Origin of the sequence: Saccharopolyspora shandongensis, assembly GCF_900106995.1 — a bacterium.
Taxonomy (GTDB): Bacteria; Actinomycetota; Actinomycetes; order Mycobacteriales; family Pseudonocardiaceae; genus Saccharopolyspora; species Saccharopolyspora shandongensis.
On record NZ_FNOK01000014.1, the window covers coordinates 22,631 to 47,172 of the forward strand.

24 protein-coding genes and 2 pseudogenes are annotated in these 24,542 nt (G+C 69.1%); 18 read left to right on the forward strand and 8 right to left on the reverse strand.

All coding sequences use genetic code 11. The annotated features are described in order from the left end of the window. Window positions 1-203 precede the first annotated feature (203 nt). The 10 genes from BLW84_RS16860 (at window position 204) to hypB (ending at window position 6,631) form a co-directional block, all read left to right on the forward strand. Window positions 204-695, forward strand: coding sequence for a hydrogenase maturation protease (locus tag BLW84_RS16860; protein ID WP_093266625.1), 492 nt, complete (start codon window positions 204-206; stop codon window positions 693-695). A gap of 32 nt (window positions 696-727) precedes the next feature. Then, window positions 728-1,363: a hypothetical protein gene (locus BLW84_RS16865; protein WP_093266421.1), complete on the forward strand. Its 636-nt coding sequence runs from the start codon at window positions 728-730 to the stop codon at window positions 1,361-1,363. Between the two features lie 242 nt (window positions 1,364-1,605). Next, window positions 1,606-2,226 carry a D-sedoheptulose-7-phosphate isomerase gene (locus BLW84_RS16870; RefSeq protein ID WP_093266423.1) on the forward strand — a complete coding sequence of 207 codons (621 nt, stop codon included), beginning with the start codon at window positions 1,606-1,608 and terminating at the stop codon, window positions 2,224-2,226. Next, the gene (locus BLW84_RS16875; protein WP_093266425.1) at window positions 2,223-2,444 is read left to right on the forward strand and encodes a hydrogenase assembly protein HupF; all 222 of its coding nucleotides are present in this window, start codon (window positions 2,223-2,225) and stop codon (window positions 2,442-2,444) included. Before BLW84_RS16870 ends, BLW84_RS16875 begins: the two co-directional genes overlap by 4 nt. Before the next feature lie 6 nt (window positions 2,445-2,450). After that, the gene (locus BLW84_RS16880; protein ID WP_093266427.1) at window positions 2,451-3,143 is read left to right on the forward strand and encodes a D-sedoheptulose-7-phosphate isomerase; all 693 of its coding nucleotides are present in this window, start codon (window positions 2,451-2,453) and stop codon (window positions 3,141-3,143) included. After that, window positions 3,121-3,390, forward strand: a complete 270-nt coding sequence (locus BLW84_RS16885; protein ID WP_093266428.1) for a HypC/HybG/HupF family hydrogenase formation chaperone — start codon at window positions 3,121-3,123, stop codon at window positions 3,388-3,390. The genes BLW84_RS16880 and BLW84_RS16885 overlap by 23 nt, the downstream gene beginning before the upstream one ends. An 11-nt stretch (window positions 3,391-3,401) precedes the next feature. Continuing rightward, window positions 3,402-4,529 carry a hydrogenase formation protein HypD gene (gene hypD, locus BLW84_RS16890; protein ID WP_093266430.1) on the forward strand — a complete coding sequence of 376 codons (1,128 nt, stop codon included), beginning with the start codon at window positions 3,402-3,404 and terminating at the stop codon, window positions 4,527-4,529. Next, a complete protein-coding gene (gene hypE / locus BLW84_RS16895; RefSeq protein ID WP_281247412.1) occupies window positions 4,526-5,617 on the forward strand; it encodes a hydrogenase expression/formation protein HypE in 1,092 nt (363 codons plus the stop codon). Before hypD ends, hypE begins: the two co-directional genes overlap by 4 nt. Window positions 5,618-5,650: 33 nt before the next feature. Continuing rightward, window positions 5,651-5,950: a hydrogenase maturation nickel metallochaperone HypA/HybF gene (locus BLW84_RS16900; protein ID WP_425441722.1), complete on the forward strand. Its 300-nt coding sequence runs from the start codon at window positions 5,651-5,653 to the stop codon at window positions 5,948-5,950. After that, window positions 5,951-6,631: a hydrogenase nickel incorporation protein HypB gene (gene hypB, locus BLW84_RS16905; RefSeq protein WP_093266433.1), complete on the forward strand. Its 681-nt coding sequence runs from the start codon at window positions 5,951-5,953 to the stop codon at window positions 6,629-6,631. It abuts the gene before it with no gap. On the opposite strand, the gene hypF is transcribed toward hypB, so the two are convergent. After that, complete coding sequence (gene hypF, locus BLW84_RS16910) at window positions 6,628-8,895, reverse strand: carbamoyltransferase HypF (protein WP_093266434.1); 2,268 nt, start codon at window positions 8,893-8,895, stop codon at window positions 6,628-6,630. The genes hypB and hypF overlap by 4 nt on opposite strands. 80 nt (window positions 8,896-8,975) lie before the next feature. On the opposite strand from hypF, the pseudogene BLW84_RS16915 reads away from it, so the two are divergent. Beyond that, window positions 8,976-9,368: pseudogene (locus tag BLW84_RS16915) on the forward strand (FAD-dependent monooxygenase); the annotation flags it as partial. 58 nt (window positions 9,369-9,426) lie between these two features. Here BLW84_RS16915 and BLW84_RS16920 read toward each other — a convergent pair. Both BLW84_RS16920 and BLW84_RS16925 read right to left on the reverse strand, forming a co-directional pair. After that, window positions 9,427-10,455 (reverse strand): alpha/beta fold hydrolase, encoded by a 1,029-nt coding sequence (locus tag BLW84_RS16920; protein WP_093266437.1) that lies wholly within the window; start codon window positions 10,453-10,455, stop codon window positions 9,427-9,429. Between the two features lie 31 nt (window positions 10,456-10,486). After that, window positions 10,487-10,618, reverse strand: a complete 132-nt coding sequence (locus tag BLW84_RS16925; protein WP_425441723.1) for a hypothetical protein — start codon at window positions 10,616-10,618, stop codon at window positions 10,487-10,489. Between the two features lie 30 nt (window positions 10,619-10,648). Here BLW84_RS16925 and BLW84_RS46245 point away from each other — a divergent pair, with 30 nt between their 5' ends. Together BLW84_RS46245 and BLW84_RS16930 are read left to right on the forward strand one after the other, a co-directional pair. Further along, window positions 10,649-10,924 (forward strand): hypothetical protein, encoded by a 276-nt coding sequence (locus tag BLW84_RS46245; protein WP_143060979.1) that lies wholly within the window; start codon window positions 10,649-10,651, stop codon window positions 10,922-10,924. Between the two features lie 273 nt (window positions 10,925-11,197). Further along, a pseudogene (locus BLW84_RS16930) lies at window positions 11,198-11,964 on the forward strand (transposase). 379 nt (window positions 11,965-12,343) lie between these two features. Here the strand turns inward: BLW84_RS16930 and BLW84_RS16935 are convergent. Further along, window positions 12,344-12,841 (reverse strand): GNAT family N-acetyltransferase, encoded by a 498-nt coding sequence (locus BLW84_RS16935; RefSeq protein WP_093266439.1) that lies wholly within the window; start codon window positions 12,839-12,841, stop codon window positions 12,344-12,346. 144 nt (window positions 12,842-12,985) lie between these two features. Beyond that, the gene (locus BLW84_RS16940) at window positions 12,986-13,987 is read right to left on the reverse strand and encodes a LacI family DNA-binding transcriptional regulator (protein WP_093266440.1); all 1,002 of its coding nucleotides are present in this window, start codon (window positions 13,985-13,987) and stop codon (window positions 12,986-12,988) included. A 110-nt stretch (window positions 13,988-14,097) separates the two neighbouring features. Here BLW84_RS16940 and hisD point away from each other — a divergent pair, with 110 nt between their 5' ends. Beyond that, window positions 14,098-15,417 (forward strand): histidinol dehydrogenase, encoded by a 1,320-nt coding sequence (hisD, locus tag BLW84_RS16945; RefSeq protein ID WP_093266442.1) that lies wholly within the window; start codon window positions 14,098-14,100, stop codon window positions 15,415-15,417. A 27-nt stretch (window positions 15,418-15,444) separates the two neighbouring features. Then, entirely contained in the window at window positions 15,445-16,779 is a 1,335-nt protein-coding gene (locus BLW84_RS16950; protein WP_093266443.1) for an MFS transporter, read from the forward strand. Window positions 16,780-17,195: 416 nt separating this feature from the next. Here the strand turns inward: BLW84_RS16950 and BLW84_RS16955 are convergent, their stop codons facing one another. Continuing rightward, on the reverse strand, window positions 17,196-18,530 hold the full coding sequence (locus tag BLW84_RS16955) for an alpha/beta hydrolase (RefSeq protein WP_093266445.1): 1,335 nt from the start codon (window positions 18,528-18,530) through the stop codon (window positions 17,196-17,198). 70 nt (window positions 18,531-18,600) lie between these two features. Between BLW84_RS16955 and BLW84_RS16960 the strand changes: the two genes are divergently transcribed. Together BLW84_RS16960 and BLW84_RS16965 are read left to right on the forward strand one after the other, a co-directional pair. Next, window positions 18,601-19,224 carry a TetR-like C-terminal domain-containing protein gene (locus BLW84_RS16960; protein WP_093266447.1) on the forward strand — a complete coding sequence of 208 codons (624 nt, stop codon included), beginning with the start codon at window positions 18,601-18,603 and terminating at the stop codon, window positions 19,222-19,224. Between the two features lie 813 nt (window positions 19,225-20,037). Further along, window positions 20,038-20,739 (forward strand): M23 family metallopeptidase, encoded by a 702-nt coding sequence (locus BLW84_RS16965; RefSeq protein ID WP_093266448.1) that lies wholly within the window; start codon window positions 20,038-20,040, stop codon window positions 20,737-20,739. Window positions 20,740-20,765: 26 nt separating this feature from the next. Here BLW84_RS16965 and BLW84_RS16970 read toward each other — a convergent pair whose 3' ends face one another. Continuing rightward, window positions 20,766-21,389 carry a methyltransferase family protein gene (locus tag BLW84_RS16970; protein ID WP_093266450.1) on the reverse strand — a complete coding sequence of 208 codons (624 nt, stop codon included), beginning with the start codon at window positions 21,387-21,389 and terminating at the stop codon, window positions 20,766-20,768. A 371-nt stretch (window positions 21,390-21,760) separates the two neighbouring features. Next, window positions 21,761-22,666, reverse strand: coding sequence for a M56 family metallopeptidase (locus tag BLW84_RS16975; protein WP_177226512.1), 906 nt, complete (start codon window positions 22,664-22,666; stop codon window positions 21,761-21,763). Between the two features lie 346 nt (window positions 22,667-23,012). Here BLW84_RS16975 and lnt point away from each other — a divergent pair, with 346 nt between their 5' ends. Then, complete coding sequence (lnt, locus tag BLW84_RS16980; RefSeq protein ID WP_245761200.1) at window positions 23,013-24,476, forward strand: apolipoprotein N-acyltransferase; 1,464 nt, start codon at window positions 23,013-23,015, stop codon at window positions 24,474-24,476. Window positions 24,477-24,542 lie beyond the last annotated feature (66 nt).

Consider the following 24,542-nt stretch of genomic DNA (forward strand, 5'->3'; position numbering starts at 1 on the left):
TGGTAAGGGAGATCAGGATGTGGCGGATGGCCATCAGCTTCCGCGGAGATGCGCACCGGAAAGAAGCGGCCTAGCGGTAATCGGGATCAAAGGCGGCAGTGAGACAGTGTCCTCGGCGGACGGAATGACGCATGGGCAGGGGTAAGGCACGCGTGGTGTCGGATGCCGTGCTGCGCGAAGAACGCTCTCCCGGGCGGGCGAGCATGACAGGTTCGCGGATCCTGGTGGCAGGCGTGGGAAATGTCTTCCTGGGCGACGACGGGTTCGGCGTCGCGGTCGCCGGCCGGTTGGCGGAAGACCCGCCGGCGAGCGCGACGGTCGCGGATTTCGGCATCCGGGGCGTGCACCTGGCGTACGAGCTGATGAACGGCTACGACGTGCTCGTCCTGGTCGACGCGGTGGCGCGTGGCGAGGAGCCGGGAACCGTCTCGGTGCTCGAACCCGACCTGGCGGCGATCGAACCCGCGGTCGACTTGGACGGCCACGGCATGAACCCTGATTCGGTGCTCGCCAGCTGCGTGGGTTTCGGCGTGCCGCTGCGCAGGGCTCTGGTCGTCGGCTGCGAGCCCGCGGACTGCTCCTACCGGTGGGGGCTCACCGAACCGGTGGCGGAGTCGGTCGATGCGGCCGCGGCCGTCGTTCGCGAGCTCGTCGCCGAGCTGGCAAGCCCGGACACCGTGCGGGGGACGTCGTGAGCCCCGGCGCGGAACCACTTCCGGCTGCCGGGATGCGGGTCAGGCTGCGGCCTTCCCGGCGCGCCGACATCGTGGACATCGCGCTGGCGGGGCGGCTCGCCGAAGTGGACGGCGTCGAGCGCGGGGCGGACGGCCGGGTCTACGTGCTCGTGTCGCTGGTCGGCGACACCGCGGCGGACCTCGGCCGCATGAGCCAACTCGGCCACCGGTTCTTCTTCGATCCGGAGGAGCTCGAACCGGTTTCCGGTGCGAGCGAGCACCGGGTTCTCGTCGCTGGCCTCGGTGACGACGCCTTCGAGCCGGGCGAATGCGAGGTGCGCCGGGTCGTCGAACACCTGCGTGGGTGCGACTTCCCGCCCGGGGTGCGCGTCGCCGATTTCGGTGCTCGCGGGCAGGATCTGGCGCGGGCGCTCGAGGAGTTCGACGTCGCGGTCGTGCTGCGCGCCGGGCCGGTCGGGGAGGTCCGCTGCATCGGGCTCGCGGATCTGCCGTTGACCGCGCCGCTGCCGCCGGGTCACCGGTGCGGGCAGGTCATCGTGGTCGGCTGCGGCGACGCGGAACGCGGTGAACCGGACGGAGCAAAGCGCATCGCCGGTGTGGTCCTGTCCGTTGTGGACGATGTGCTCGCCGGTCGCCCGATCCGGGAGTCGAGCTCCGACGAGGGATGAGAGCCGCATTTCACGCGGTCCGGCGATGCCCGCCGCGGGAGTGCGGTCCGCACGACATGTGAAAGCGACTCGAATGTCGTTGAGGGCAAAGCAGATCGAGTTGTCCCGGCGGAGCAGCGCCTTTAGCGTCTCAGGCGCGGTTGCTCGCGGCGCGGGAGTTGAACTCGCTCCGCCGCGCAAGCCGATTCCGGGACGGTTCTCGGCGTGGGGCGCCGCATGATCGCGAGTGAGGATGTGACCTGATGCCGTGGTCCGAGGAGGCCGCCGGACGTGCCGTCGATGAGATCTTCGAACGACGGGTGCCACCGCTGCAGACGCTGGTGGGGGACGCCGAACAGGTCGCACGCGCGTGCCATGCCATGGCGACCCGGTTCCACGAGGGCGGCAAGCTCATCGTGTTCGGCAACGGCGGGCCGAGCACGGACGCCCAGCACGTGGCCGTCGAATTCGTGCACCCCGTGATCGTGGGCAAGCGGGCACTGCCGGCCATCTCGTTGACCGCGGACGTGGCAACGGTGACCGGCGTCGCCACCGGAGCGGGCCTGGACGAGATCTTCGCCCACCAGATCCGCCACCTCGCCGATCCCGGCGACATCGCGCTGGGCATCTCCACCGACGGCGGCTGCGGGAACGTGCTGCGCGGCCTGGCCGAGGCACGCCGGCAGGGACTGCTGACCGTCGGCCTGCTGGGTGGCGACGGCGGACGCATCGCCCGATCCGGGCTCGACCACGTGCTGATCGCCGACGCGCGAGACCCGCGAGTGGTCAAGGAAGTGCACGTGACGACCTACCACATCCTCTGGGAACTGGTGCACGTGTTCTTCGAGCACCCGGGCGCGCTGCGGCGGGAGGCGATCGCATGACGGCCCGGGAACCCGCGGAGAACTGCACTGGCGATACGTGCGTGACCTGCTCGGACGAGGTCATCGCGGTCGAGGTGCTGCGGCTGCTGGACGACGGGCTAGCGGCCGTGGCCACCGAATCGGGTGAGGAAGTGGTCAGCGTCGCGCTGGTGTCGGCCCGTCCCGGGGACACGGTGCTGGTCCACGCCGGCGAGTCGATCGGGATCGTGAAGGAGTGACCGCTCGTGGATACCGGTACTGATGCCGTGGGGTCGCTGTACCCGTTCCTGTCGAGGGCGGAGGGCGACGTCGATGCGGTGCTCGACGAAGTCCAGAAGTCCACGCAGGACAAGGCGCGGGAGATCGTGCACCTCCGCGGCGCGGTCCTGGACCGCTACCGCGGTGAGATCATCGCGTGCGCAACGGCGATGGCGGACCGCTTCGCCCGCGGCGGCCGGTTGCTCACCTTCGGCAACGGCGGCAGCTCCACCGACGCCCAAGACCTCGCCAGCCTGTTCCTGAGCCCGGGCGGCGCGGGGCGCGCCCTCCCGGCGATCGGGTTGACCAGCGACATCGCGGTGGTCACGGCGCTGTCCAACGACATCGGGTTCGACGTGGTGTTCGCCCGCCAGATCGGCGCCTTCGGCCGCCGCCACGACATCGCGGTAGGCCTGTCCACCAGCGGAAACTCCGCGAACCTGCTGCGGGCGTTCGAAGAGGCCGCGCGGCGCGGGTTGCTCACCGTGGGCATCGCCGGCGACAAGGGCGGCCGGATGGCCGAATCCGAGCACATCGACCACCTCTTCGTGGTGCCGTCCGCCTCGGTGCACCGCATCCAGGAGGCGCAGACCACGCTCTACCACGCACTGTGGGAGATGACCCTGCTGGCGTTGGACGAATCGGGAGGAGCCGCCGATGTGCCTGGCGATCCCCGGTGAGGTCCTGGCGATCCTCCCGGACCGGCCGGACCTCGCCAAGGTCGAGGTGAGCGGAGTCCGCCGCAACATCAACATCGGGCTCCTCGAAGAACCGCCGGAACCGGGGCAGTGGATCCTGATCCACGTCGGCTTCGCATTGTCCACAATAGACGAGGAGGAGGCTCGGGCCGTGCTGGAGTTCCTGGAGGGCCTGGGGCAGACCTACACCGACGAGATCGACGCGCTGCAGGATTCGCGCATCGAGTGAGTGGGGGACCGATGCGATTCGTCGACGAGTACCGGGACGCGGACAAGGCGAGAGCGCTGGCCGCCGAGATCGCCGCGTTGTGCGAGCCGGGACGGCAGTACAAGTTCATGGAGGTCTGCGGCGGACACACGCACACCATCTACAAGCACGGCATCGAGGACTACCTGCCGGAGAACGTGTCGCTGGTGCACGGCCCCGGGTGTCCGGTGTGCGTGATCCCGATGGGCCGGGTCGACGACGCCATCCACATCGCGCGCCAACCTGGCGTGCTCATGACGTCCTTCGGCGACATGATGCGCGTGCCCGGCGGCAACGGGAACTTCTTCGACTCCAACGCCGAGGACACCAACATCCGGATGGTGTACTCGCCGCTGGACTCGTTGAAGCTCGCCCGGCAGGACCCCGACCGGCACGTGGTGTTCATGGCCATCGGGTTCGAGACCACCGCCCCGTCGACGGCGATGACCCTGCTGCGGGCCGAGCAGGAGGGCCTGGAGAACTTCTCCGTCTTCGGCAACCACGTGACGATCATCCCGGCGATCAAGGCGATCCTGGACTCCCCGGACCTGCGGCTGGACGGGTTCCTCGGCCCGGGGCACGTGTCGACGGTGATCGGCTGCCGGCCGTACGAATTCATCGCCGAGGACTACGGCAAGCCGGTGGTGGTCTCGGGCTTCGAGCCGCTGGACATCATGCAGTCGATCTACCTGCTGCTCAAGCAGCTGGCCGAGGGCCGTTGCGAGGTAGAGAACCAGTACAAGCGCGTGGTGCCGTGGCAGGGCAACACGACCGCCTTGGAAGCGATCGCCAGGACGATGGAGCTGCGCCCGTACTTCGAGTGGCGCGGCCTCGGCTTCATCTCGCACTCGGCGCTGCGGCTCCGCGACGCCTACGCGCGGTTCGACGCCGAGCGGCGTTTCGAGCTGCCGGGCGTGCGAGTGGCCGATCCCAAGGCATGCCAGTGCGGCGAGGTGCTCAAAGGCGTCCTCAAGCCGTGGGAGTGCAAGGTGTTCGGCACCGCTTGCACGCCGGAAACACCGATCGGCACCTGCATGGTCTCGCCCGAGGGCGCGTGCGCCGCGTACTACAACTTCGGGCGGTTCAGCCGGGCACGGGTCAAGGAGGCGAGCCGGACGTGAGCGCTGGGAGCCGGGGCGAACTGGCCGAGCAGCAGGTGCTCGACCGGATCGAGAAGGCCCGCCGCCGCAAGCCGAAGGTGAAGGAGGAGCGGATCACGCTCGCGCACGGATCCGGCGGGAAGGCGACGCAGACGCTCGTCGAGGCCGTGTTCCTGGAGGCGTTCCGCAACGAAGTGCTGGAGCAGCTGGAAGACGGCGCGGAACTCGTGGTCGACGGGGGACGGCTGGCGTTCACCACCGACTCGTACGTGGTGTCACCGCTGTTCTTCCCCGGCGGGAACATCGGTGACCTCGCGATCAACGGCACGGTCAACGACCTCGCGGTCTCCGGTGCGACTCCGCGGTACCTATCGGCCGGCTTCGTGATCGAGGAGGGTTTCCCGGTCGCCGACCTGATCCGCATCGTCGAGTCGATGGCGAACGCGGCGCGGGCGGCCGGCGTCGAGGTGGTCACCGGCGACACCAAGGTCGTGGAGAAGGGCAAGGCAGACGGCTGCTACATCAACACCTCGGGCGTCGGCGTCCTGCACACCGATCACCGGCTCGGCGTCCGCACGGTGCGTCCGGGCGATGCGGTGCTGGTCTCCGGGCCGATCGGTGATCACGGCGTGACGGTGATGCTCGCCCGCGGCGAGCTGGACATCGACTCCGACGTGGTCTCCGATACCGCGCCGGTGCACGAGCTCGTCGCGGGCCTGCTCACCGCCGTGCCGGAGGTCCGGGCGCTGCGCGACGCCACGCGCGGTGGTGTCGCGACGATCCTCAACGAGATGGCCCAGGCCGCGCAGGTGGCCGTCGTCGTCGACGAAGCGGCGATTCCGGTGCGCACCGAGGTCCGGGGCGCCTCTGAGCTGCTGGGCATCGACCCGCTCTACGTGGCCTGCGAGGGCCGTATCGTCGCGGTAGTCCCGGGCGGGCAGGCCGAGACGGCGCTGGAGGCGATGCGCGCGCATCCGCTGGGGGAGCAGGCCGCCTTGATCGGGCGCGTCGGTGACGATCCACCCGGGCTGGTGCTGTTGAACACGACCTTCGGCGGCACCCGGATCGTCGATCTGCTGGTCGGCGACCCACTACCGCGGATCTGCTGAGCCTTGCACGAGCTCGGCATCACTCAGAGCATCGTGGACGCCGTCCTGGAGGCGGTGGACGAGCCCGTCATCGAGCGCGTGCACCTGGAGATCGGGCGGCTTTCCGGCGTGGTGCCGGATTCGATCCGGTTCTGCTTCGAGCTCGTCGCGGACGGCACCCGGCTGTCGACGGCCTCCCTGGACATCGTGGAACCGGCCGGGCGCGGTGAATGCCGCTCGTGCGGACGGGAAATCGAGATGGACGAGCTGCTCGCGCGCTGCCCGTGCGGCGGCGTCGACATCGCGGTCCTAGCTGGACAAGAACTTCGGATCAAGGCCGTGGAGGTGGGGTAGATGTGCGGTACGTGCGGTTGTGACGACGAGGACTCGCGGACGGTGGTCCTGGAGCGGCAGGTGCTGGCCAAGAACGACGGGCTCGCCGCCGAGAACCGGGAGCGCGCGCAGTCCAGGGGGATCGCCTTGATCAACCTGATGAGCTCGCCCGGTTCCGGCAAGACCAGCCTGCTGGCCCGCACCGCGCGGGAATTCGACGGCGCCCCGCTGGCGGTCGTCGAAGGCGATCAGGAAACCGGCCTCGACGCGGCACGATTGCGGGAGAGCGGATGCCCGGTGGTGCAGATCAACACCGGAACGGGATGCCACCTGGACGCGGCCATGCTGTCCGACGCCCTGCGCGTCCTGCAGCCGCCGGACCGTTCGGTGGTGTTCGTCGAGAACGTCGGGAACCTGGTGTGCCCGGCGCTGTTCGACCTCGGTGAGCGCGTCAGGGTGGTCCTCGCGTCGGTGACGGAGGGGGAGGACAAGCCCCTGAAGTACCCGCACATGTTCCGTTCGGCGGATCTGGTGCTGCTCAACAAGATCGACCTGCTGCCCCACGTCGACTTCGACGTGGCCCGCTTCACCGACGCCGCGTCCACCGCCAATCCCGGCGCCCGGGTGCAGCCCCTGTCGGTCTCGACCGGGGAAGGCCTCGACGCCTGGTACGCCTGGCTGGACAAGCAGGTGCTCGCCTAGCGCCGCGCGCGGCACAGCGCTCCGGCAACGGCGGCCTGCCCCAGGCTGATCCCGCCGTCGTTGGACGGAACCTGCGAATGCAGCAACGTGCGGAACCCGTTGCGGTCCAACAACATCGTGACACGCTGCAACAGCAGGACGTTCTGGAAGACGCCGCCGGAAAGGGCCACGGTGCCGATCCCGGTGGAATCCCGCAGCCGGCCGCAGACGTTCACCACGGCCGCCGCCAACCCGTTGTGGAACCGCGCGGCGATCACCGGCAATGGCGTTGCGGCACGGAGATCGGCGACGACCGAACGAACCAGGTCCGCCCCGCGAACCCGCAACACCGGACCGCCGCTGATCGACACCGGGTATTCGCCGGCCTCGGCGGTGTCGGCGAGTTGTTCGAGCTCGATGGCGGCCTGGCCCTCGTAGTTGATCAGGTCCCGCACACCGAGGATCGCCGCCACGGCATCGAAGAGCCGTCCGGCGCTGGAAGTCGGCGGCGCGTGGCGATCCCATCGCGACAGCGCGGCGACCTCGGCCCAGTTCGCGTTGCGCTGCAGCACATCGAGATCCGGGGACAGGTTCCCGCTCTCGGCCAGGTAGGCGACTGCGGTCCGCCACGGCTGCTTGATGGCGGTCGTTCCGCCGGGCAGCGGGACCGGTTCCAGGTGGCCCTGCCGCCGGAAGCCGGTCAGGTCGGCGACCAGGAACTCCCCGCCCCAGATCGACCCGTCGCTGCCGTACCCGGTCCCGTCGAACGCAACTCCGAGCACGGGGCCGGATTCGCCGTTGTCTGCCAGGCAGGATGCAATGTGCGCGTGGTGGTGCTGCACCCCGATCAGCTCGGTGCCGTCCAGCTCCGCCGCGTACTTCGTCGACAGGTACTCGGGGTGCAGGTCGTGGGCCACGACCCGCGGTTCGACGTCGAAGAGCCGGCGGAAGTGCTTGATCCCGCCGGTGAAGGACCGCAGCGTCTCGTAGTTCTCCAGGTCGCCGATGTGGTGGGAGACGAAGACGTGCTCGTCCTTGGCGACGGCGAAGGTGTTCTTCAGCTCGGCACCGCAGGCCAGCACCGGCTGCGGGAACGGCCACGGCAGCGTCACCGGTTCCGGCACGTGGCCGCGGGACCGCCGGATCGGCATCGTGCGGCCGCCCACCACCCGCACGACGGAGTCATCGGTGCGGATGTGGATGGGCCGGTCGTGGGTCAGGAACGCATCGGCGATGCCGCCCAGCCGCGCGAGCGCGTCGTCATCGAGGTAGGCGATCGGCTCGTCGGAGACGTTGCCGCTGGTGAGCACGATCGGCCGGGGAAAGCGGCGCAGGAGCAGGTGATGCAGCGGGGTGTAGGGAAGCATGAGGCCCAGCCGGTGGTTGCCGGGCGCGACGCTCGGCGCGACCGGGGCACCGCGCAGCCGGTCGAGCAGCACGATGGGGCGTCGCCTGGACGTGAGCGCGGCTTGCTCCGCGTCGTCGATCGCGCACAGCGACCGGGCCTGCTCGACCGAGGCCACCATGACCGCGAAGGGTTTGTCCTCCCGGTGCTTACGCTTGCGCAGGGTGGCCGCCGCATCGCTGTTGGTCGCGTCCACGGCCAAGTGGTACCCGCCCAGTCCCTTCACGGCCAGCACTTCGCCGCGCGCCAGGCTCGCCACCGCTTCGGCGAGGGGTTCGCCCCGAAGGGCCACGCCGCCGCTGTCGGTCAGCCGCAGCCGCGGCCCGCAGTCGGGGCAGCACACCGGCTGGGCGTGGAACCGGCGGTTCGCCGGATCGCGGTACTCCGCCTCGCACCGGGAGCACAGGGCGAATCCCGCCATCGTCGTGTTCGGACGGTCGTACGGAACGTCCCGAACGATGGTGAACCGCGGCCCGCAGTTGGTGCAGTTGGTGAACGGGTAAGCGGACCGCCGGTCGTCCGGATCGGTGATCTCGCCCAGACAGTCGGCGCAGGTGGCGCTATCGCTGGAGACGAGGGCCGCCCGCGATCCGGTCGAGTCGCTGTCGACGACCCGGAACCCGGTTTCGGCCACGGCGGCGACATCGGCGACGGAGATCCGGGCCACCACCGCCAACGGCGGAGCCTGCTCCCGGAGCCTGTCGAGGAACCGCCGGATGTCGGACGCCGGCCCCTCCACCTCGACGAACACGCCGTGCACGTCGTTGCCGACGTGCCCGGCCAGCCCGAGACCGGTCGCCAGCGAGTAGACGAAGGGCCGAAAGCCCACGCCTTGCACGATCCCCTCGACCCGAACACGCTTCCGGACCAGTTCGCCCATCGACCCAGTCTCGAACGAACGAACACGCAACGCATCCGCGGCCACGACGAGCACGATTCTCGGAGCCTGTCGCTGTCGACACCTGGCACCGGCCCGGGCTGCTGCTGATCGGCGACGCGGTGCACGTGATCTCCCCCGTGGGCGGCAACGGCATCCTGATGGCCGTCCAGGATGCGGTCGCCGCGGCCAACCGGCTGGTCCCGGCCCAGCGGCGCGGGACCGCGACCACCGCGGACCTGGCCGCGGTGCAGGCCGACCGCGAAACCGCGATCGAGCGGGTGCAAGCCAAGCAGGTCGCGATCGAACGGCAGGTCGGCCGCGCCCGCGAACGCGGCCGACCGATCGGGTCCCCGACGCTGCTGAAGCTCGTCACGGCGCTACCGGGCGTGCGCGGGCGCAACGCTCGCGCCAACGCATACGGACCGAACCCGCCTCGGCTGGACCTCGACCTCCTGCCATCGACCCTCCACTGAGGATTGGCGAAAAGTGCCGGAATTTCTTGGTTTTCGGATCAACTGGGTGGTGGTGCGGTCATCCGTCGAGGAAACGAACCAGCTCCTCGGTGACGAACTGGGGGTTTTCCTCGGCGAGCCAGTGTCCGGCGCGCGGCACGTCCACCGCGCGAACGATGTTGGTCATGCGCGGATCCACCGTGGCTCGGATCGCGTCGACTTGCCCTTGGGCGGTCATGAGCAGGGTCGGGATGCGTACCGGTGCGGCTGACACGGTGTCGCGCACGTCCTTTTCGAGGGCGCGGTAGAGCTCGAAGCCGCCCGACAGGGCCTCGGGCCGGCTGTAGGTCCGTGCGTACTCGTTGATCTCGCCGTCGGTGAACGGAGACCGATCCGAGGTGCCGCCGAAAGCCGTGCCCTCGAATGAGACCTGGGGATAGAACGATGCCAGGTACTCGCGGACGTCGTCGCCCACGATCGCCTCGGGGATCCGTCGCTGGGAGTGGAACGCGATGTGCCAGCTCAGCGTGCGGTACGTGGACGCGTCGATCGCGGGCCCGGGCAGTGGCAGGTCGAGGTATCCGAGGCGGGTGGTGTCGCCGGGGAACTGGCTGGCGTACTGGAACGCCACCGCGGCACCGAAATCGTGCCCGATGACGGCGGCGTCCCGGACCTGGAGCTTGTCGGCGATCAGCCCGTGCACGTACCGCGCCAGGGTGGCTTTGTCGTAGGCGGTCGGGGTGCCGGTGCTGTCGCCCAGCCCGGGTAGGTCGATCGCGTAGACGGTGTGGTGTTCGGCGAGGGCCGGCATGATCTGCCACCAGCCGTACCAGGTCTGGGGCCAGCCGTGGATCAGCACCACTGGCGTGCCGCTGCCGCCGGTCACGTAGTGCATGCGGACACCGTCGACGTCGGCGAACTCGTGCCGGAAGGTGCCCTGGAACGCCGGGTCGTCCTGGGTGGCGACGGCGTACGGCGCAACGGAATCCGCGGTCGGCGCGGAGCAGGCCGCGCCGCCGATCGTGAGCAGAAGGGTGAGCGCGAGGGTCGCCGCCGTGCGCGCGGGTCGGTGGAACCTGCGCGTCAGCGGCCGGGTTTCGGTGATCATGTGTTCCTGTCCTGCGGAGAAAGTGGTGGGGTCAACGCCCGGGTGTGCTGGCGATCTTCGCGATGATCGAGACGCGGCGGTAGTCGAGGAATCCGCGCGGGACCTCGGTTTCGCTGCTTCCGGTTCTGGGTGGTGGGGTGTCGCGGCGCATGGTGGTGGGCACGGCGGTCTCCTTCCTTCGTGGGCGGCGACGGTGACCGCCGAGTGGGGTGCGGTGGAGGAGCAGGAAGTGGTCGATGACCTGACCGCGTTCAGCGGCGGTCATCGGGATTTTTCCGTCGGTGTGCGCCCAGTCTCACCGGCCGCGCAGCGATCTGGCACGGAATCTTGCCGTTCCGGCAAGGAGGCTCTTGTGGATCGCGAAACCGACGATGTGCTCGATGAGGCGGAGACGCGACTTCGCGCTGCGGCGTCACCCGGCGGCGAGCCTCGCCGTGCAGAAGCCGAGATCGACGAACCTGCCCCGTAGAGGTCGAGTCGCGAGCAGGCTCACCGAGAACCGTTGACCGACAACGGAATCTCCGCTCGATCCAGTTGAGCAGACGTGTTCGTACTGGCTTGGACTCCGGCGCGCCTGCGGGCGCCCCTGAATTCCGGCGCCGTAAATTCTGAGAATTTTGGCTCTTCTGGCGCATCGGTGGGTGGTTTGGGCTGTTGCTTTGGTTCCGGATACGAGGCGCGCCGTTGCTGTGTCTAGGTTTCTGACTTGTGGAGGTCAGGAACCGAAGGAACGGGCAACGGTGTGCCGGAGGCTGGTTTATGGCGTGCTTTGTTGGGGCTCGACAGGCGCACGGTGATCGAGGATGTGGAGTTCGACGAGGGTGGTGCATGTGCGTCCGCGCAAGCGCGGACGCACATGCGTGCGGACGCTGCGGGCGATGGTCGCCGTGGTATGACCGGGGCGAGGGCCGCCGCCGGTGGCGAGCCTTGGACTGGGGCACGATCCAGGTCCGGTTGGAGGCCGAAGCGTCGCGGGTGACCTGCCGGGAGCACGGCCCGACCGTGGTGGCGCTGCCGTGGGCACGCCACGGTGCGGGACACCTATGCCTTCGGCGAGGCGGTGGCGTGGCTGGCGGTGCGGTGCTCGAAATCGGCGGTGTGTGAGCTGATGCGCATCGCCTGGCGGACGGTCGGGGCGATCGTGGCGAGGGTGTGGGCTGACACCGAGGCCGGCATCGATCGCTTCGCCGGGCTGCGGCGGATCGGGATCGACGAGATCCCTACACGCGGCACCACTGCTATCTGACGGTCGTGGTCGATCACGACACCGGACGTCTGGTGTGGGCCGCCTCCGGGCATGACACCGCCACCGCCGCACTCGACGCCGCACTCGAACACGGCCTGTCCCAAGGGCCTACCGAGTCCACCAACACCAAAATTCGTCTGCTCACCCGCATCGCGTTCGGATTCCACTCCGCCCACGCCCTCATCGGCCTGGCCATGCTCGCCCTCGGCGGACACCCGCCCACCCTGCCCGGACGAGCACGACACCCACGGACACGTCAGTAGAGCCCCAATTTTAGGCAAAATCGGAATCCTCGGAGATCGCGACTTTGCCTAAAATTGGGAAACTCCCAGCCCTCGGACGGCCGAGGTACCCACGGAGACGGCAGAAGTGCCAGAATTTGTCACGATCCAGGTCGGGGTACCGGCACGTCGTCGGCGAATTTGAATCCGGCGATTACCCGTGGGCCAGGCCGGAGCGGCCTGGAGCGCTGCGTGCGCGGGGTGGCGACTCATTTCGTTTCAGAGACGGTCGGAAACCGTTGGCAGGAAACGCGAAGGATGTCGCACCGCCGGCCGCCGCGATGCGGCGACCGGTCAGGGAGCGACGACCGGACCTCCGGCAATGGCGCGCAACGACCAGGCGATCATCGCCTTGGACGTCTCATGTGGCGCGCGGCAGCGCGAGCCAGTCCTGCCAGGTGATGTCGCGGCCCAGGTAGCGGGGCCGCTGGAACGGCCAGTCGACGGCGATCCACTGCGGAACCAGCGCGTCGAACGCGCGCTCCACGTCGCCGCCGACGAGGTCGTCCACCACCCACCAGGCGACCTCGCCGTCGGCGCCGGCGCGCTCGGGCGGGTCGATGTAGACGCAGCCGAGGAGCGCCGTCTCCGCCTCGTCCAGCAGCGCGTAGTTGAACGACTGGTGCGCGGCTATCTCCTTCTCGTGCCGCAGCAAGTCGGCCCGGTTCGCCTCGTAGGTCATGGTCTCGCTGGGCCAAGACCAGGCCGGACCGAAGATCTCCCACAAGCGCTCCTGGGAGCCCATCACGGCGGGGTAGTCGAGCGCGCAGTCCGCCTCCCGGATCGGTCGCAGGTGGAGCGCGGTGCCGGGCACGGGCACGTGGACGGGGTGGACGAAGGCGTCGGGCAGCCAACTCATAAGGGCCGAGGCTACCCGCCGGTCGGCGTTGGATGACCCAGATGGCGCAACACCGCCGAGCACTGCATCGCCACGTGTCCCACGCGCCGCAGCCGCCGATCCCGTGACCCTGCGACGGCTGCGGCCGGGAGGCGGGTTGCGCGGTCACTGCGGTGCGGTATGCGCGGTGGAGCCGCGGATGATGAGTTCGCTGGGGAACTCCTTCTTCCTGGGGGGCAACGAGCGGTCGTCGACCCGCTCTAGCAGGAGACGCACGGCGGTTCGTGCCATTTCCGCGATGGGTTGCCGGACTGTGGTGATGTCGTAGGAGTCCCACGAGGTCATCGCGATGTCGTCGTATCCGATCACCCACACGTCCTCGGGGATGCGTCGGTCCAGGGACACGGCGCCGTCGACCGCGCCGAGCGCGGTCAGGTCGTTGGCGCAGAAGACCGCGGTGGGCGGGTTCTCCCGGGCGAGCAGTTCGCGCATCGCCGACCTGGCGACGTCGTGGGCGAATCCGCCCTGGGCGGTGAGTTCTTCGGCCAGCGGCCGACCGAGTTCGGCCAGGCGGTCGCGGAATCCGCGCTCCCGGTGCCGGGCCGTGCTCGGCAGCTCGGGGCCGCGCAGGAAGCCGATCCGGGTGTGCCCGGTGGCGACCAGGTAGTCGGCGACCGCCCGGCCGCCGGCGATGTTGTCGGTGGTGACCTGGTCGCAGTCCAGCGAATCCAGCCCGCGGTGCAGCAGCGCGATCGGCTCTCCCCGCCGGAGCGCGTCGGCGAGCTGCTCGGACCCTTCGGTGACGGTGGTGAAGATCAGGCCGTCGACCGTGCCTTCGTCCAGCGCTCGCAGGGCGCTCTCCCCGCCGGGGGCGGGCGCGTTCCACAGCACCATCCGCTGGCCGGCCGCGTCCAGCGCTTGGCCGACCGCTTCCAGCAGCTGCGGGTAGAAGGGGTTGGTGATGTCGGCGACCACGACGCCGACAGTCGAGGTGCGCCGGGTGCGCATGGTCCGCGCCGCGGCGTGGGGCCGGTAGCCGGCTTCCTTCATCGCGGTCAGGACGCGTTCCCGGGTTTCCGGCGCGACCTTGTCGCTGCCCTGCAGGACCCGGGACACCGTCATCTGCGAAACGCCGGCCAACTGCGCTACGTCCCGGCTGGTGACCACCGAGCACCTCCAAGGGCTGGATCGAGGGAGTTCGAACTGCAGGTTTACGTAAACATGCTACCGGTCTAGAGTGCGATGTGTACGTAAACATGCGAAGGGATCACGGCACCATGGCTTTCGCGCTCAAGGCCCCGGCCACCAGCTCGGCGGCGACCACGACCTCGTTGCCCGACGTGCAGGAGAAGGTCGCGACGATCGTCGCCGACATCCGCGCCCGCGGTGACCAGGCGGTTCGCGAGTACTCGGTGAAGTTCGACAACTGGCAGCCCGAGTCGTTCCGGCTGTCGGCGGAGCAGATCGAGGAGATCGTTTCGCGGGTTCCGCAGCAGGTCATCGAGGACATCGAGTTCGTCCAGCGGCAGGTTCGGGCCTTCGCCGAGCGGCAGCTGGCGTCGATGCAGGAGTTCGAGGTGGAGACGCTGCCCGGCGTCCACCTGGGGCAGAAGCACATCCCGGTCGCCGCGGCCGGTGCGTACGTGCCCGGCGGCCGCTACCCGCTGCTGGCCTCGGCGCACATGACGATCCTGACGGCCAAGACCGCCGGGGTGCCGCGCGTGGTGGCCTGCACGCCGCCGATCCGCGGCGAAGTGCCGGACGCGACCGTGGCTGCCATGCACCTGGCCGGAGCCGACGAGATCTACCTGCTCGGCGGCGTGCAGGCGGTGGTGAGCATGGCGCTGGGCACCGAGACCATCGCGCCGGTGGACATGCTGGCCGGTCCCGGCAACGCCTTCGTCGCGGAGGCCAAGCGGCAGCTGTTCGGGGAGATCGGCATCGACCTGTTCGCCGGCCCCACCGAGGTCCTGATCGTGGCCGACGAGACCGCCGATCCCTTCGTGGTGGCGGTCGACCTGCTGAGCCAGGCCGAGCACGGCCCGGACTCGCCCGCGGTGCTGATCACCACCTCGGAGGCGCTGGGCCGGTCGGTCATGGAGCACATCGACGGCCTGCTGCCGGAGATGCCCACCCGCGACAACGCCGCGCCCGCCTGGCGCGATCACGGCGAGGTGCACGTCGTCGAAAACCTCGACGAGGCTTATGAACTCGCCGACACCTACGCCAGCGAGCACGTCCAGATCCTGACGGCGCAGCCCCGCGAGGCGCTGGCGAAGATGCGCAACTACGGCGCGCTGTTCCTGGGCGAGGGGACCTGCGTGTCCTACGGGGACAAGGTCATCGGCACCAACCACGTGCTGCCCACCCGCGGCGCCGCCCGCTACACCGGTGGGCTCTGGGTCGGCAAGTACCTCAAGACCGTGACCTACCAGGAAGTCACCGACCAGGCCTCCAGCGCGAAGCTCGGCGAGGTGTGCGGGCGCGCGGCCCGCGTCGAGCTGTTCGAGGGCCACGCCCGATCCGGCGATGTCCGGGCCGCCAAGTACGGCGGCGCGCAGCTGCCCTGGGCGCCCGACGCCTTCGCCCGGTCCTGACCAGTCGCACCGAAAGGCGCACCGCGTATGTCCTCCAACGCAACGGCGCGTGCCGGGGTCCCGTCGGCGTCGAGAACGCTGACGTCCAGCACCATCGGCAGCGTCATCGAGTGGTACGACTTCACCATCTACGGCACCGCTGCGGCGCTGATCTTCAACAAGCTGTTCTTCAGCAACATCAGCCCGGCCGCGGGCACGCTGGCCGCGTTCGGGACCTTCGCCGCGGGCTTCATCGCCCGCCCGGTGGGCGGATTCGTGGCCGGCCACTACGGTGACCGGCTCGGCCGCAAGGCGACCCTGGTGATGACCCTGACGTTGATGGGCGGGGCCACCACGCTCATCGGTCTGCTGCCCACCTACCAGCAGATCGGCATCGCGGCCCCCGCGCTGCTGGTGCTGCTGCGGCTGGTCCAGGGCTTCGCGGTCGGCGGCGAGTGGGGCGGGGCGGTGCTGATGGCCGTCGAACACGCACCGGACGGCAAGCGCGGCCGCTACGGCGCTTGGCCGCAAACCGGGGTGTCGGCCGGACTGCTGCTGGGCACCGGGGTGTTCAGCCTCGTCTCGCTGCTGCCGGAACCGCAGCTGATCAGCTGGGGGTGGCGGATCCCGTTCCTGGTGAGCATCGTGCTGGCCCTGGTCGGCCTGTACATCCGGTTCCGGATCACCGAGTCGGAATCCTTCGTGGCGGCCACCGAATCCGGCGGAGCGTCGCGCCGGCCGCTGGTCGAGGTGCTGCGCACGCACCCGAAGCAGATCCTGATCGCGATCGGGGTCCGCTTCGCCGAGGGCGGGAACTACTACGTGTTCACCGTCTTCATCCTCACCTACATCACCCAGCAGCTCGACCTGCCGCGCCAGGCCGGGCTGACCGGGGTGATGCTCGCGGCCGCGTTGAACATCGCCGCGCTGCCGCTGTGGGGTGCGCTGTCGGATCGCGTCGGCCGCCGACCGGTGTTCATCGGCGGCGCGCTGTTCATGGCCGCCTACGCGTGGCCGTTCTTCTGGCTGATCGACACCAGGTCGCCGGCGCTCATCGCGCTGGCCCTGGCCATCGCGCTCGCGGTGCCGCACGGGGCGGTTTTCGCGCCCATCGCGGCGTTCTACACCGAACTGTTCGAGCCGCGCGTGCGGTACAGCGGGGTGTCGATCGGCTACCAGATGGGCAGCGTGCTGCTGGGCGGCTTCACCCCGCTGCTGGCGACGTCGCTGATCCTGTGGTCCGACGGAGCCTCGTGGAGCGTGGCGGCGCTGGTCGCCGCCGGGGCGCTCATCGCGGCGGCCTCGATGTTCGTCGCCCCGGAAACCTTCCGCCGCAGCCTCGCCGCACCGCGGAACGCACCGGAGCGGCGGGTCGGTGCGTGAACGCTTGGAGCCGCTGCAGTGAGGCCGAGGCTTCGCGGCTGACGAGTTAGCGGGCTCAGTCGGTCTGCACGCGTTGCCGCAGATTCTGGCACTGCGGCAACGCGGCAGATCCTTCGAGCCTGCCGAGCAGGCCTGGCCACCGCGCTCGGATCCACACGCCGACTACGCGCTTGCCAACGTCCGAAATCGGTTGACGCAGAAGGGCTTTCCTGTTCTGATCATCTCGCCAGGAGTCCAACTGGGACTCCTTGGCTGGGCAGACCGTTTTGCTCTCTGGAGCTTCACGCGGATCACGCCGCGGGCAAGCCAGGGCGCGGCTTCGGTGAGATGTCGGCCTGGCGGACCTGTTCGAAGTTCGGGCAGCCGGCTGATGTCGAGGACAGCCGGCGATCGACGTCCCGTGTTGGACTGGACAGTCAGCTTTGGTCGTGGAGGAATGCGGGGATTTCACCGCGGGTCGGGTAGTTCGGCAAGGGTGCCAGCTCGTCTTGAAGGAATGCGTTGACGACGGCGTAGGCTCGTTCGTCGTTGTCGTCGAGGCCGTTCCACATGTGGTGTCCGACGCCGGGCATGTACTGGGTTCGCTCGATGGCGGGATCGTTGGCCAGAATGTTGGTCGCCCATTGACGAATCTGCGAAGAGCACTCGGCGATCATCAGCATCGCGGGGATGTCGGAGCGCCCCAGTTGCGCAGCGATCGAGGATGAGTCCTTGATCGTCTGCTGGATCTGCAGGCTCGGGGCGGAGCTGAAGGAGAAGTTCTCGGCCGTGTCCTCGGTGGGGATGCGGTCAGCGTCCTGTGCGCAGTAGGCGGATGCGGTGTCGCTGCCGAGGTCGGCGGCTTTGAAGGCGTTGTCGCCTTCGGCCTGCCCGATCAGCCCGGTATCGGGCGAGAGGAGCCCAAGTCGCATGAGGCCGAACGCGACGGCATACCTGGGGACATTCGTGGAGCGTGGGCCGCTCGGGGCCGGAGCGATGCCGCGCGCGGTCGGCCGTCCTTGTTGCCCGGTGATCTGCGCTGTAGGGCCGTCCATCGGGCCAGGCTCGGCGATGATCGCTTTGTGCACGCGGGCGGCGACGTCCGGCTCGGCCAGGGCCCGGGTGAGCACGCCCCCTCCTGCGGAGAACCCGAGGACGTCGACCCGGCCCTTGTCCAGGCGGTCGATGAATGCTCCGAGGTCGCGGACCGATCTGGAGATGTTGTACTGATCCATGGGAAGCAGCTCGCTTCGTCCACCGCCGGCCTGCTCGTAGGCGTAGACGTCGTAGCCCTGCCGCGCCAAGAGTTGCAGGAAACGGTGATCGAGCACCGAGATGCTGCGGATGGGTCCGCCGTGGAGGTACACGAGGGGCGTTGCGCGGCGGGGACTGCCCGGGGCGGGCGGGTAGTGGTAAACCGCGACCCGGCTTCCCGTGGCCAGACTCCACTGCTGCGTCGCCACGAACGGCAGGGCGGTTGGGAATCGCCGGTCGGTTGGCACGCTCGGGATGCAGACCGCCGCTGTCAGTGCTACCGCGATGACCACCGGTAGGAGCGGCACGAGTTTGCGCGGCCCCGCGCGGCGGCGGCCCCGCCATATCGCGACGGCGGCCCCGACTCCGACGGTCGTCAGCCAGGCCACGAGCCCCGAGCCCGCACCATCTGTCAGGACGAGCAGCGCCAGGAACAGGCCGACCAGTCCCACGACGGCGCCCAAGGCCAGTCCCAGGCGACCGGTAAAGCGGGCAAGACGGATGAGGAGTTTTGTCATCACGGGTCCCTGCGAGAGTTTCCAAACTAAGTTTCAAAACGACGTTAGCACGCGAGCTAGACTGGTCACCGTGGGTAGGCCGAGAACGAACGACGACACCGTGAGGGAGCGTCTTGTCGAGTCAGCCACCAAGCTGTTCGCAACCCGTCCACGCGAGTCGATCACTGTCCGCGCCCTGGCTGCCGCCGCCGGAACCGCGACGGCGGCGGTGTACACGCTGTTCGGCAGCAAAGACGCACTGATCGACGAGGTGCGCAACAGAGCGGTCGCAGGGCTGTTCCACGACCTGGCGGCAGTGCCGACCTCCGACGACCCCCTCGCCGACCTCTACGCTCTTGCCGCCACATACCGGCGCTGGGGCCGCGAGCACACCCACCTCTACATGGTGTTGTTCGGTGGCGTGCAGACCTTCGACCCGTCAGGCGCGGTCGGAACCGGCGACCCCGTCCGGCCGCTCCTGCACGCCATAGATCGCGCCTTGGCGGCGTCCATGCTCACTGGCGACGCAACAGCTATCGCGCTCTCGTTCTGGGTGACCCTGCACGGACTTGTGACCCTCGAACTGGCAGGAGCGCTCGACACCGCCAAAGCCGAGAGCGCATTCCGATCGGCAATCCCCGCGACACTGCGCGGCTGGACGACCCCGACGGCGGACCGCGCCCTCCATCGCGCCGAAATCACCCAGGCACGGTGACGCACTGACGACTCGGCGAACCGCGCCGAGCAGAACCGACTCATGTGCCACCTGTTGCGCCTTGGCGCGGTGCAACGCTCGCCGCCGGTGCATGGTTGACCCGGTCGGTTTCGGCTGGCGGCTGATTCTGCCGTCTCGCGCTCATCGACTGGTAGCTGATCGTCCCGCCCGCGATCGTGTAAGTGGTGGGTAAACGGTGGACATCGTCCTCGAGTGTCAACGGCAGCAAACCAACTACTACGAAGACGACGGCCGGTGACACGTTCAGCCGTCTGCGCAGCGTCGGTGCTCCCATGAGTTCACGGGCAGCAGCCTCTTCCGGGGCGTCGGCGCAGATGGTTCGTCCACTGTGGAGCTATGATCGGTAGTACTAAATCCTCTAGTAGACAGGGCGGTGGTGATGTCGTAATCTTGCCGCGACCTGGCGCAGGTTGCTGACGGTGACGGTTCGGGGACCGGCCGAGTGACCTGCGGCTGTCGAGATGGTCGATCAGTTCGACAGAGGGTCACGGTGAAGGAGTTGTGTGGCGGGCGCCGGGCGCGCCGTCACCAGGGCGAGGGTGGTTGTGCTGGGCATGCGGAGGCATCGGCGACGCGGTTTCGCCGGCCGTCGGCGGTCGCACGCCCACCTCGCCGGTATCGGTCGGAAGGCAGTACGTGAACCAGCGGTCGAGTCGCAATACCCCCGTGCGCAGCGCGCTTGCCGGCAGCCCCCGATCGGGCTGGCAAGATCAGGACGAGCCAGCGGCCGCTGAGCCCGCTGTTGATGCGGGGCCGTCGTCCCGGCCGGGCAGAAGAATTCGGGCGTACGCCGTGTTTCTGGGCGTGTTCGGCGGGGCACTGGCGGCGGCGAGCGCGTCGACGGCGCACGAGGCTCAAGCGGCCGGGCACTCCGACACCGGTGTGGACGACGTCATCACCCCGATCGCGTCGATCAGCCACGCTATCTCGGACAGCGAGCAACAGGGCAGTGATCCCTCGTCGGCGAGGCTGCTTCCCGCGCAGGAGCCGGCCGACCGAAACGAATTGGCCGACCTCAACAAGAGCGTTCGCGTGAGCGAGGACCGGGCGGCGGCGGAGGCCGATGCTGCCCGCGAGCGCGAAGCGAAGGAGCGGGAGGCCCAGCGCAATCGAGTGGTGTGGCCGGTGGAAGGCCGGGTGACGTCGAAGCCCGGCGCTCGTTGGGGAACGACGCACTACGGCCTGGACATCGCGAACAGGATCGGGACCCCGATTCGCGCGGTGAAGCGCGGCACGGTCATCGAGGCGGGACCCGCCAGCGGGTTCGGGCTGTGGGTCCGGCTGCAGCACGACGACGGGACCATCACCGTTTACGGGCACATCAACCGGGCGCTGGTGCGCGCCGGCGAACGCGTGGAAGCCGGCGAGGTCATCGCCGAGGTGGGCAATCGGGGCCAGTCGACGGGGCCGCACCTGCACTTCGAGGTGTGGGACGCGGACAGCCGCAAGGTCAACCCGTTGACGTGGCTGCAGCGCAACGGCGCGCGGCCTTGACGAGAGCCGCGCGCCCCGTCCGGTGATCAACCTGTGTGCCCGGTGGCCTTGATGCGGCCGATGCTGGGCAGGAAGCGGCCCGCTCGCGAGGCGTACGCCGCGTAATCGGATCCGTGCGTGCGGGCCAGGTAGGGCTCTTCGAACGCCCGGACCTGGATCTCGACGGCGGTCACCAGTGCAACGAGGCCGAGGAACTGCGGCCAGGTGGGGACCATCAACGTCAGGCCCGCGAAGGCGGCGATCATCGCCGTGAAGATCGGATTGCGGACGAACCCGAACACGCCGGTGGTGACGAGGCGCGTGCGTTCCGCGTCGTCCACCCCGATGCGCCACGAGCTTCCCATCGCCGTCTGAGCGGCGACGATTCCGGTGAACCCGATGATGGCGATCAGGAAGCCGCCAGCCGAGATCCCCGGCTGGTCCAACGTCGTTGACGACGTCGACATGCCCGCGATGGCCAGCGCTGGTGCGACAACGCCGAGCAGGAGGGCGGTTCCGAACAGGACAGAGCTCCACCAGGGCGCGGAACCGAAGGGTGCGGCGGGGCGGCGAACGCCGCTGTCGCCGGTGCGCCGCACGTGCATCCACGTGCGTATTCCGAACGTCACCGTGATTCCGGCGAGGTAGAGGGCCAAAGCCAGGGCGGGCATGCGGAGTTCTCCATTTCTCGTGCACCACTCTGCTGCCGCGCAGTCGCGGTGGTCAGCGGGTTCGATGGCGCGGTTTTCGCGGAGCAGCTGCTGAGCCCTATCCAGGACGAGTCCCGGCTCATGGCATGTCTCCTCCGTCCTCAAAAGCACATATGCAAACATCGCTATGTATCTATAAGAGTGGCGTATTGCGGTGATCCCGTCAACCGGTCGCGCAGGGCGTGCTGGTTCAGCCGATGCACCTGCCGTGAAGCAGGTAGGGGTTGAGGCTTGCGATCAAGGACGTGATCGAGCTGATGGGCCGCGTCCGGCGGGAGTTGTCGAGAGAACCCGCGACGGTCGACTCGCGAAAGCGGTTGGGGCCGGTCGGATCAGGGAGCGAGGCTCAGGCCGCACGCGAGCGTGAGGATGGTCGCCGGTCCGAGCGCGGTGACCGCTGCCGCGACGAGCCACGATGCCAGCGTCTGCAGCCGCAGGCGTGGGCAACCGGCCGGGTCGAGCAGGTAGGACACGCGGGTTTGCACGCTTCCGCCTGTGGCGGCCAGTGCCGTACCTGGCACGGTGTGTTCCACCATCCGCAGCAGTGCTGAGGCGACCTGATCCCGTCCGCACCGGTTGCCCGCGCGCTCGTCGGCCAGCCGCTCGACGAGCAGCTCGATCTGCTCTGGTAGCGCTCGGAATAGCGGAAGTGGAAGGGCGCGGGAGAGCCCCTGCGCCACGGCGGTCAAGGTGTGGTGGCGGCCTTTGAGATGCGCGCGCTCGTGACTGAGGACGGCATCGAGCTGCCGTGCGGTGAGAGTCCGCAGCGCCCCCGAACTGATCACGATCAGCGGGGCGTCGCCGGACAAGCAGAAGCACACGGGCTTCGAGTAGGGAACGACCAGCGCGCCGAGTCCTGCGTCGTAGCGGCCGAGTCGTTCGAGGGTTCGCGAGTACGCGCGTGCCTGGTTCCGCCGCTTGGACCGGGTGCGGACCAGCACGAGGAAGACGTGCACGACGATCGCGCTCGCGAGAAGCGAGGCGGCGAACGCCGCGGCGCCGGGGCGATGCAGCATGCCTATGCACCCGGCGAGGAACCCGCTGAACGGTTTCGCGTGGGCGGCGAGCCAAAGGTGCGCGTCGAGAAGGGCGAGCGGGCCGGCGGCGACCATCATCCCGAGCGCGGCGACGGCGGCACCCAGCCATGCGACCAGGCCGACGGTGGGGGCGGAGACCATGCCCTGGCACCTGCGGAGCAGGACCGGCGCGGTGGTCGCGATCAGGACAGCTCCGCCCATCAGTCCGACGGCCGGTGGTGTCATCTGGCGCCTGCCCGCGTTCGAATCGGCGCGACGGATACCCGTCGCGTGGTCCCGGTCGCCACGATAGCGGGTTCGCAGAGGCGGAACGCGCGGCGTGCAGTTCGACCAGTGCGTCCGGGCAGGTGTACTAAGGTGCGTAGTAAAAGGTTCCAGGTGAGTCGGGCGGCTTGCCGACGACGTGGAGATCCAGGTGACATTCAGCGGAAGGTCGAGAGGCCGGGCCGATGAGCTCCCGCCAACTGCTGGTCCGCTGCTTCGTCCGACCACTGGGCATCTGGCGCAACCGTCGGTTCTGACGTCTTTGTGGAGCCGGGCGGTTTGCGTGGCTGCCGGTGGCGCATTGCTCTACGCAGCGTCGCCGCCACGGGCGCTGTGGTGGCTGGCGCCGCTGTCGTTCACATTGCTGGCTCTGGGGATTTGCGGGCGACGTGCGCGGTGCGGCTTCGCGCTGGGCATGCTGTTCGGCAGCGCCTACCTGCTGCCGCTGCTGAAGTGGCTCTACGACTTCCTCGGCGCCGAGTTCGGGGTGTGGCCCTGGATCGGCGTGGTCGCGGTCGAATCGCTGTTCTTCGGCCTGGCCGGAGCAGGCATCGCCCGGGTGAGCGCGCTGCCGGGCTCGCCGGTGTGGATGGCCGCCTTGGTGGTGGGCTCGGAAGCGCTGCGCTCGCGCGTGCCGTTCGGGGGATTTCCTTGGGGGAGAATCGGTTTCACGCAAACCGGAGGCGCCTTCCTGCCGCTGGCCGCGTTCGGCGGTGCCGCGTTGGTGGCATTCGCCGTAGCGCTAGTCGGTTTCGGGCTCGCTGCGCTCCTGCTGCACCTGCGGTGGCGGTCTCCTGCGTGGCGCGGCCTGGCCGTCATGACCGTGCTCCCCGTTGCGGCGGGAGCAGCTTCCATTCCGCTGGTGAGCACGGGGAGTGCGGATCGAACCATCAACGTGGCGATTGTCCAGGGCAATGCGCCGGACAGCGGCCTCGGGCTCATGGGCAAAGCCGCTCAGATGCGGGCCGATCACATAGCCGAAGCCGAACGGCTCGTCGAGGACGTCCGCGCGCGGCGACTTCCGAAACCGGACCTGGTGATCTTGCCGGAGTCGTCGAACACCTTCGACTCCGTTCGCGAGGATGCGCAGCTCGACCGGATCGCCGACGAGCTCGGGGTGCCGCTGGTCGTCGGCGGCTCGGCATCCGACGAAACCGGCGTCCCCAGCAACCGGATGATCAGGTGGGAACCGGGAGTCGGCCCCACCGACGAATACGCCAAGCAGCAGCTGGTCCCCTTCTCGGAGTTCATCCCGCTTCGGACGATCGCCGGTGCGGTGACGCCCTTCGTCGAGAACTTCCCGCGGGATATGGAGCCGGGTGACCGAGCGGGGGTCTTCGAGATGTCCGCGGCGCGGCTGGGCTTGGCCACGTGTTACGAGGTGGCCTATGACCACGTGCTCGGAGACGCGGTCCGCGGAGGCGCGCAGCTGCTGGCGGTGCCCACGAACAACGCGTGGTTCGGGCGGACCGCGATGACCTACCAGCAGCTGGCGATGTCGAGCCTGCGCGCCGTCGAACACGGCCGGGCAGTCGTCGTCGCGGCCACCACCGGCGTGAGCGCACTCGTCCTGCCCGACGGCTCGGTCACCCGGACGACACGGCAGTTCACCGCTGAGCGCCTCGTGGTGCAGGCCCCGATTCGCTCCGGGACCACGCTTGCAACGCGGTTGGGCAGCGCGCCGGAGTGGGTGCTGGTGGCACTGGGTGGCGCTGCGGTGCTGTTCGGCTCTCGACGCCGACCGTGATGTCGACCGCGTAGAGCGGGAGGCCGCCGGAGCCGAGACGTCTCCAGCGGCCTCCCCGGATCACCG

Excerpts from the sequence above, each read along its gene's own strand:
- BLW84_RS16860 (WP_093266625.1), top strand. The coding sequence starts at position 204 with ATGACAGGTTCGCGGATCCTGGTGGCAGGCGTGGGAAATGTCTTCCTG.
- BLW84_RS16865 (WP_093266421.1), top strand. The coding sequence starts at position 728 with ATGCGGGTCAGGCTGCGGCCTTCCCGGCGCGCCGACATCGTGGACATC.
- BLW84_RS16870 (WP_093266423.1), top strand. The coding sequence starts at position 1,606 with ATGCCGTGGTCCGAGGAGGCCGCCGGACGTGCCGTCGATGAGATCTTC.
- BLW84_RS16875 (WP_093266425.1), top strand. The coding sequence starts at position 2,223 with ATGACGGCCCGGGAACCCGCGGAGAACTGCACTGGCGATACGTGCGTG.
- BLW84_RS16885 (WP_093266428.1), top strand. The coding sequence starts at position 3,121 with ATGTGCCTGGCGATCCCCGGTGAGGTCCTGGCGATCCTCCCGGACCGG.
- hypD (WP_093266430.1), top strand. The coding sequence starts at position 3,402 with ATGCGATTCGTCGACGAGTACCGGGACGCGGACAAGGCGAGAGCGCTG.
- hypB (WP_093266433.1), top strand. The coding sequence starts at position 5,951 with ATGTGCGGTACGTGCGGTTGTGACGACGAGGACTCGCGGACGGTGGTC.
- hypF (WP_093266434.1), bottom strand. The coding sequence starts at position 8,895 with ATGGGCGAACTGGTCCGGAAGCGTGTTCGGGTCGAGGGGATCGTGCAA.
- BLW84_RS16920 (WP_093266437.1), bottom strand. The coding sequence starts at position 10,455 with ATGATCACCGAAACCCGGCCGCTGACGCGCAGGTTCCACCGACCCGCG.
- BLW84_RS16935 (WP_093266439.1), bottom strand. The coding sequence starts at position 12,841 with ATGAGTTGGCTGCCCGACGCCTTCGTCCACCCCGTCCACGTGCCCGTG.
- hisD (WP_093266442.1), top strand. The coding sequence starts at position 14,098 with ATGGCTTTCGCGCTCAAGGCCCCGGCCACCAGCTCGGCGGCGACCACG.
- BLW84_RS16950 (WP_093266443.1), top strand. The coding sequence starts at position 15,445 with ATGTCCTCCAACGCAACGGCGCGTGCCGGGGTCCCGTCGGCGTCGAGA.
- BLW84_RS16955 (WP_093266445.1), bottom strand. The coding sequence starts at position 18,530 with ATGACAAAACTCCTCATCCGTCTTGCCCGCTTTACCGGTCGCCTGGGA.
- BLW84_RS16970 (WP_093266450.1), bottom strand. The coding sequence starts at position 21,389 with ATGCCCGCCCTGGCTTTGGCCCTCTACCTCGCCGGAATCACGGTGACG.
- BLW84_RS16975 (WP_177226512.1), bottom strand. The coding sequence starts at position 22,666 with ATGGGCGGAGCTGTCCTGATCGCGACCACCGCGCCGGTCCTGCTCCGC.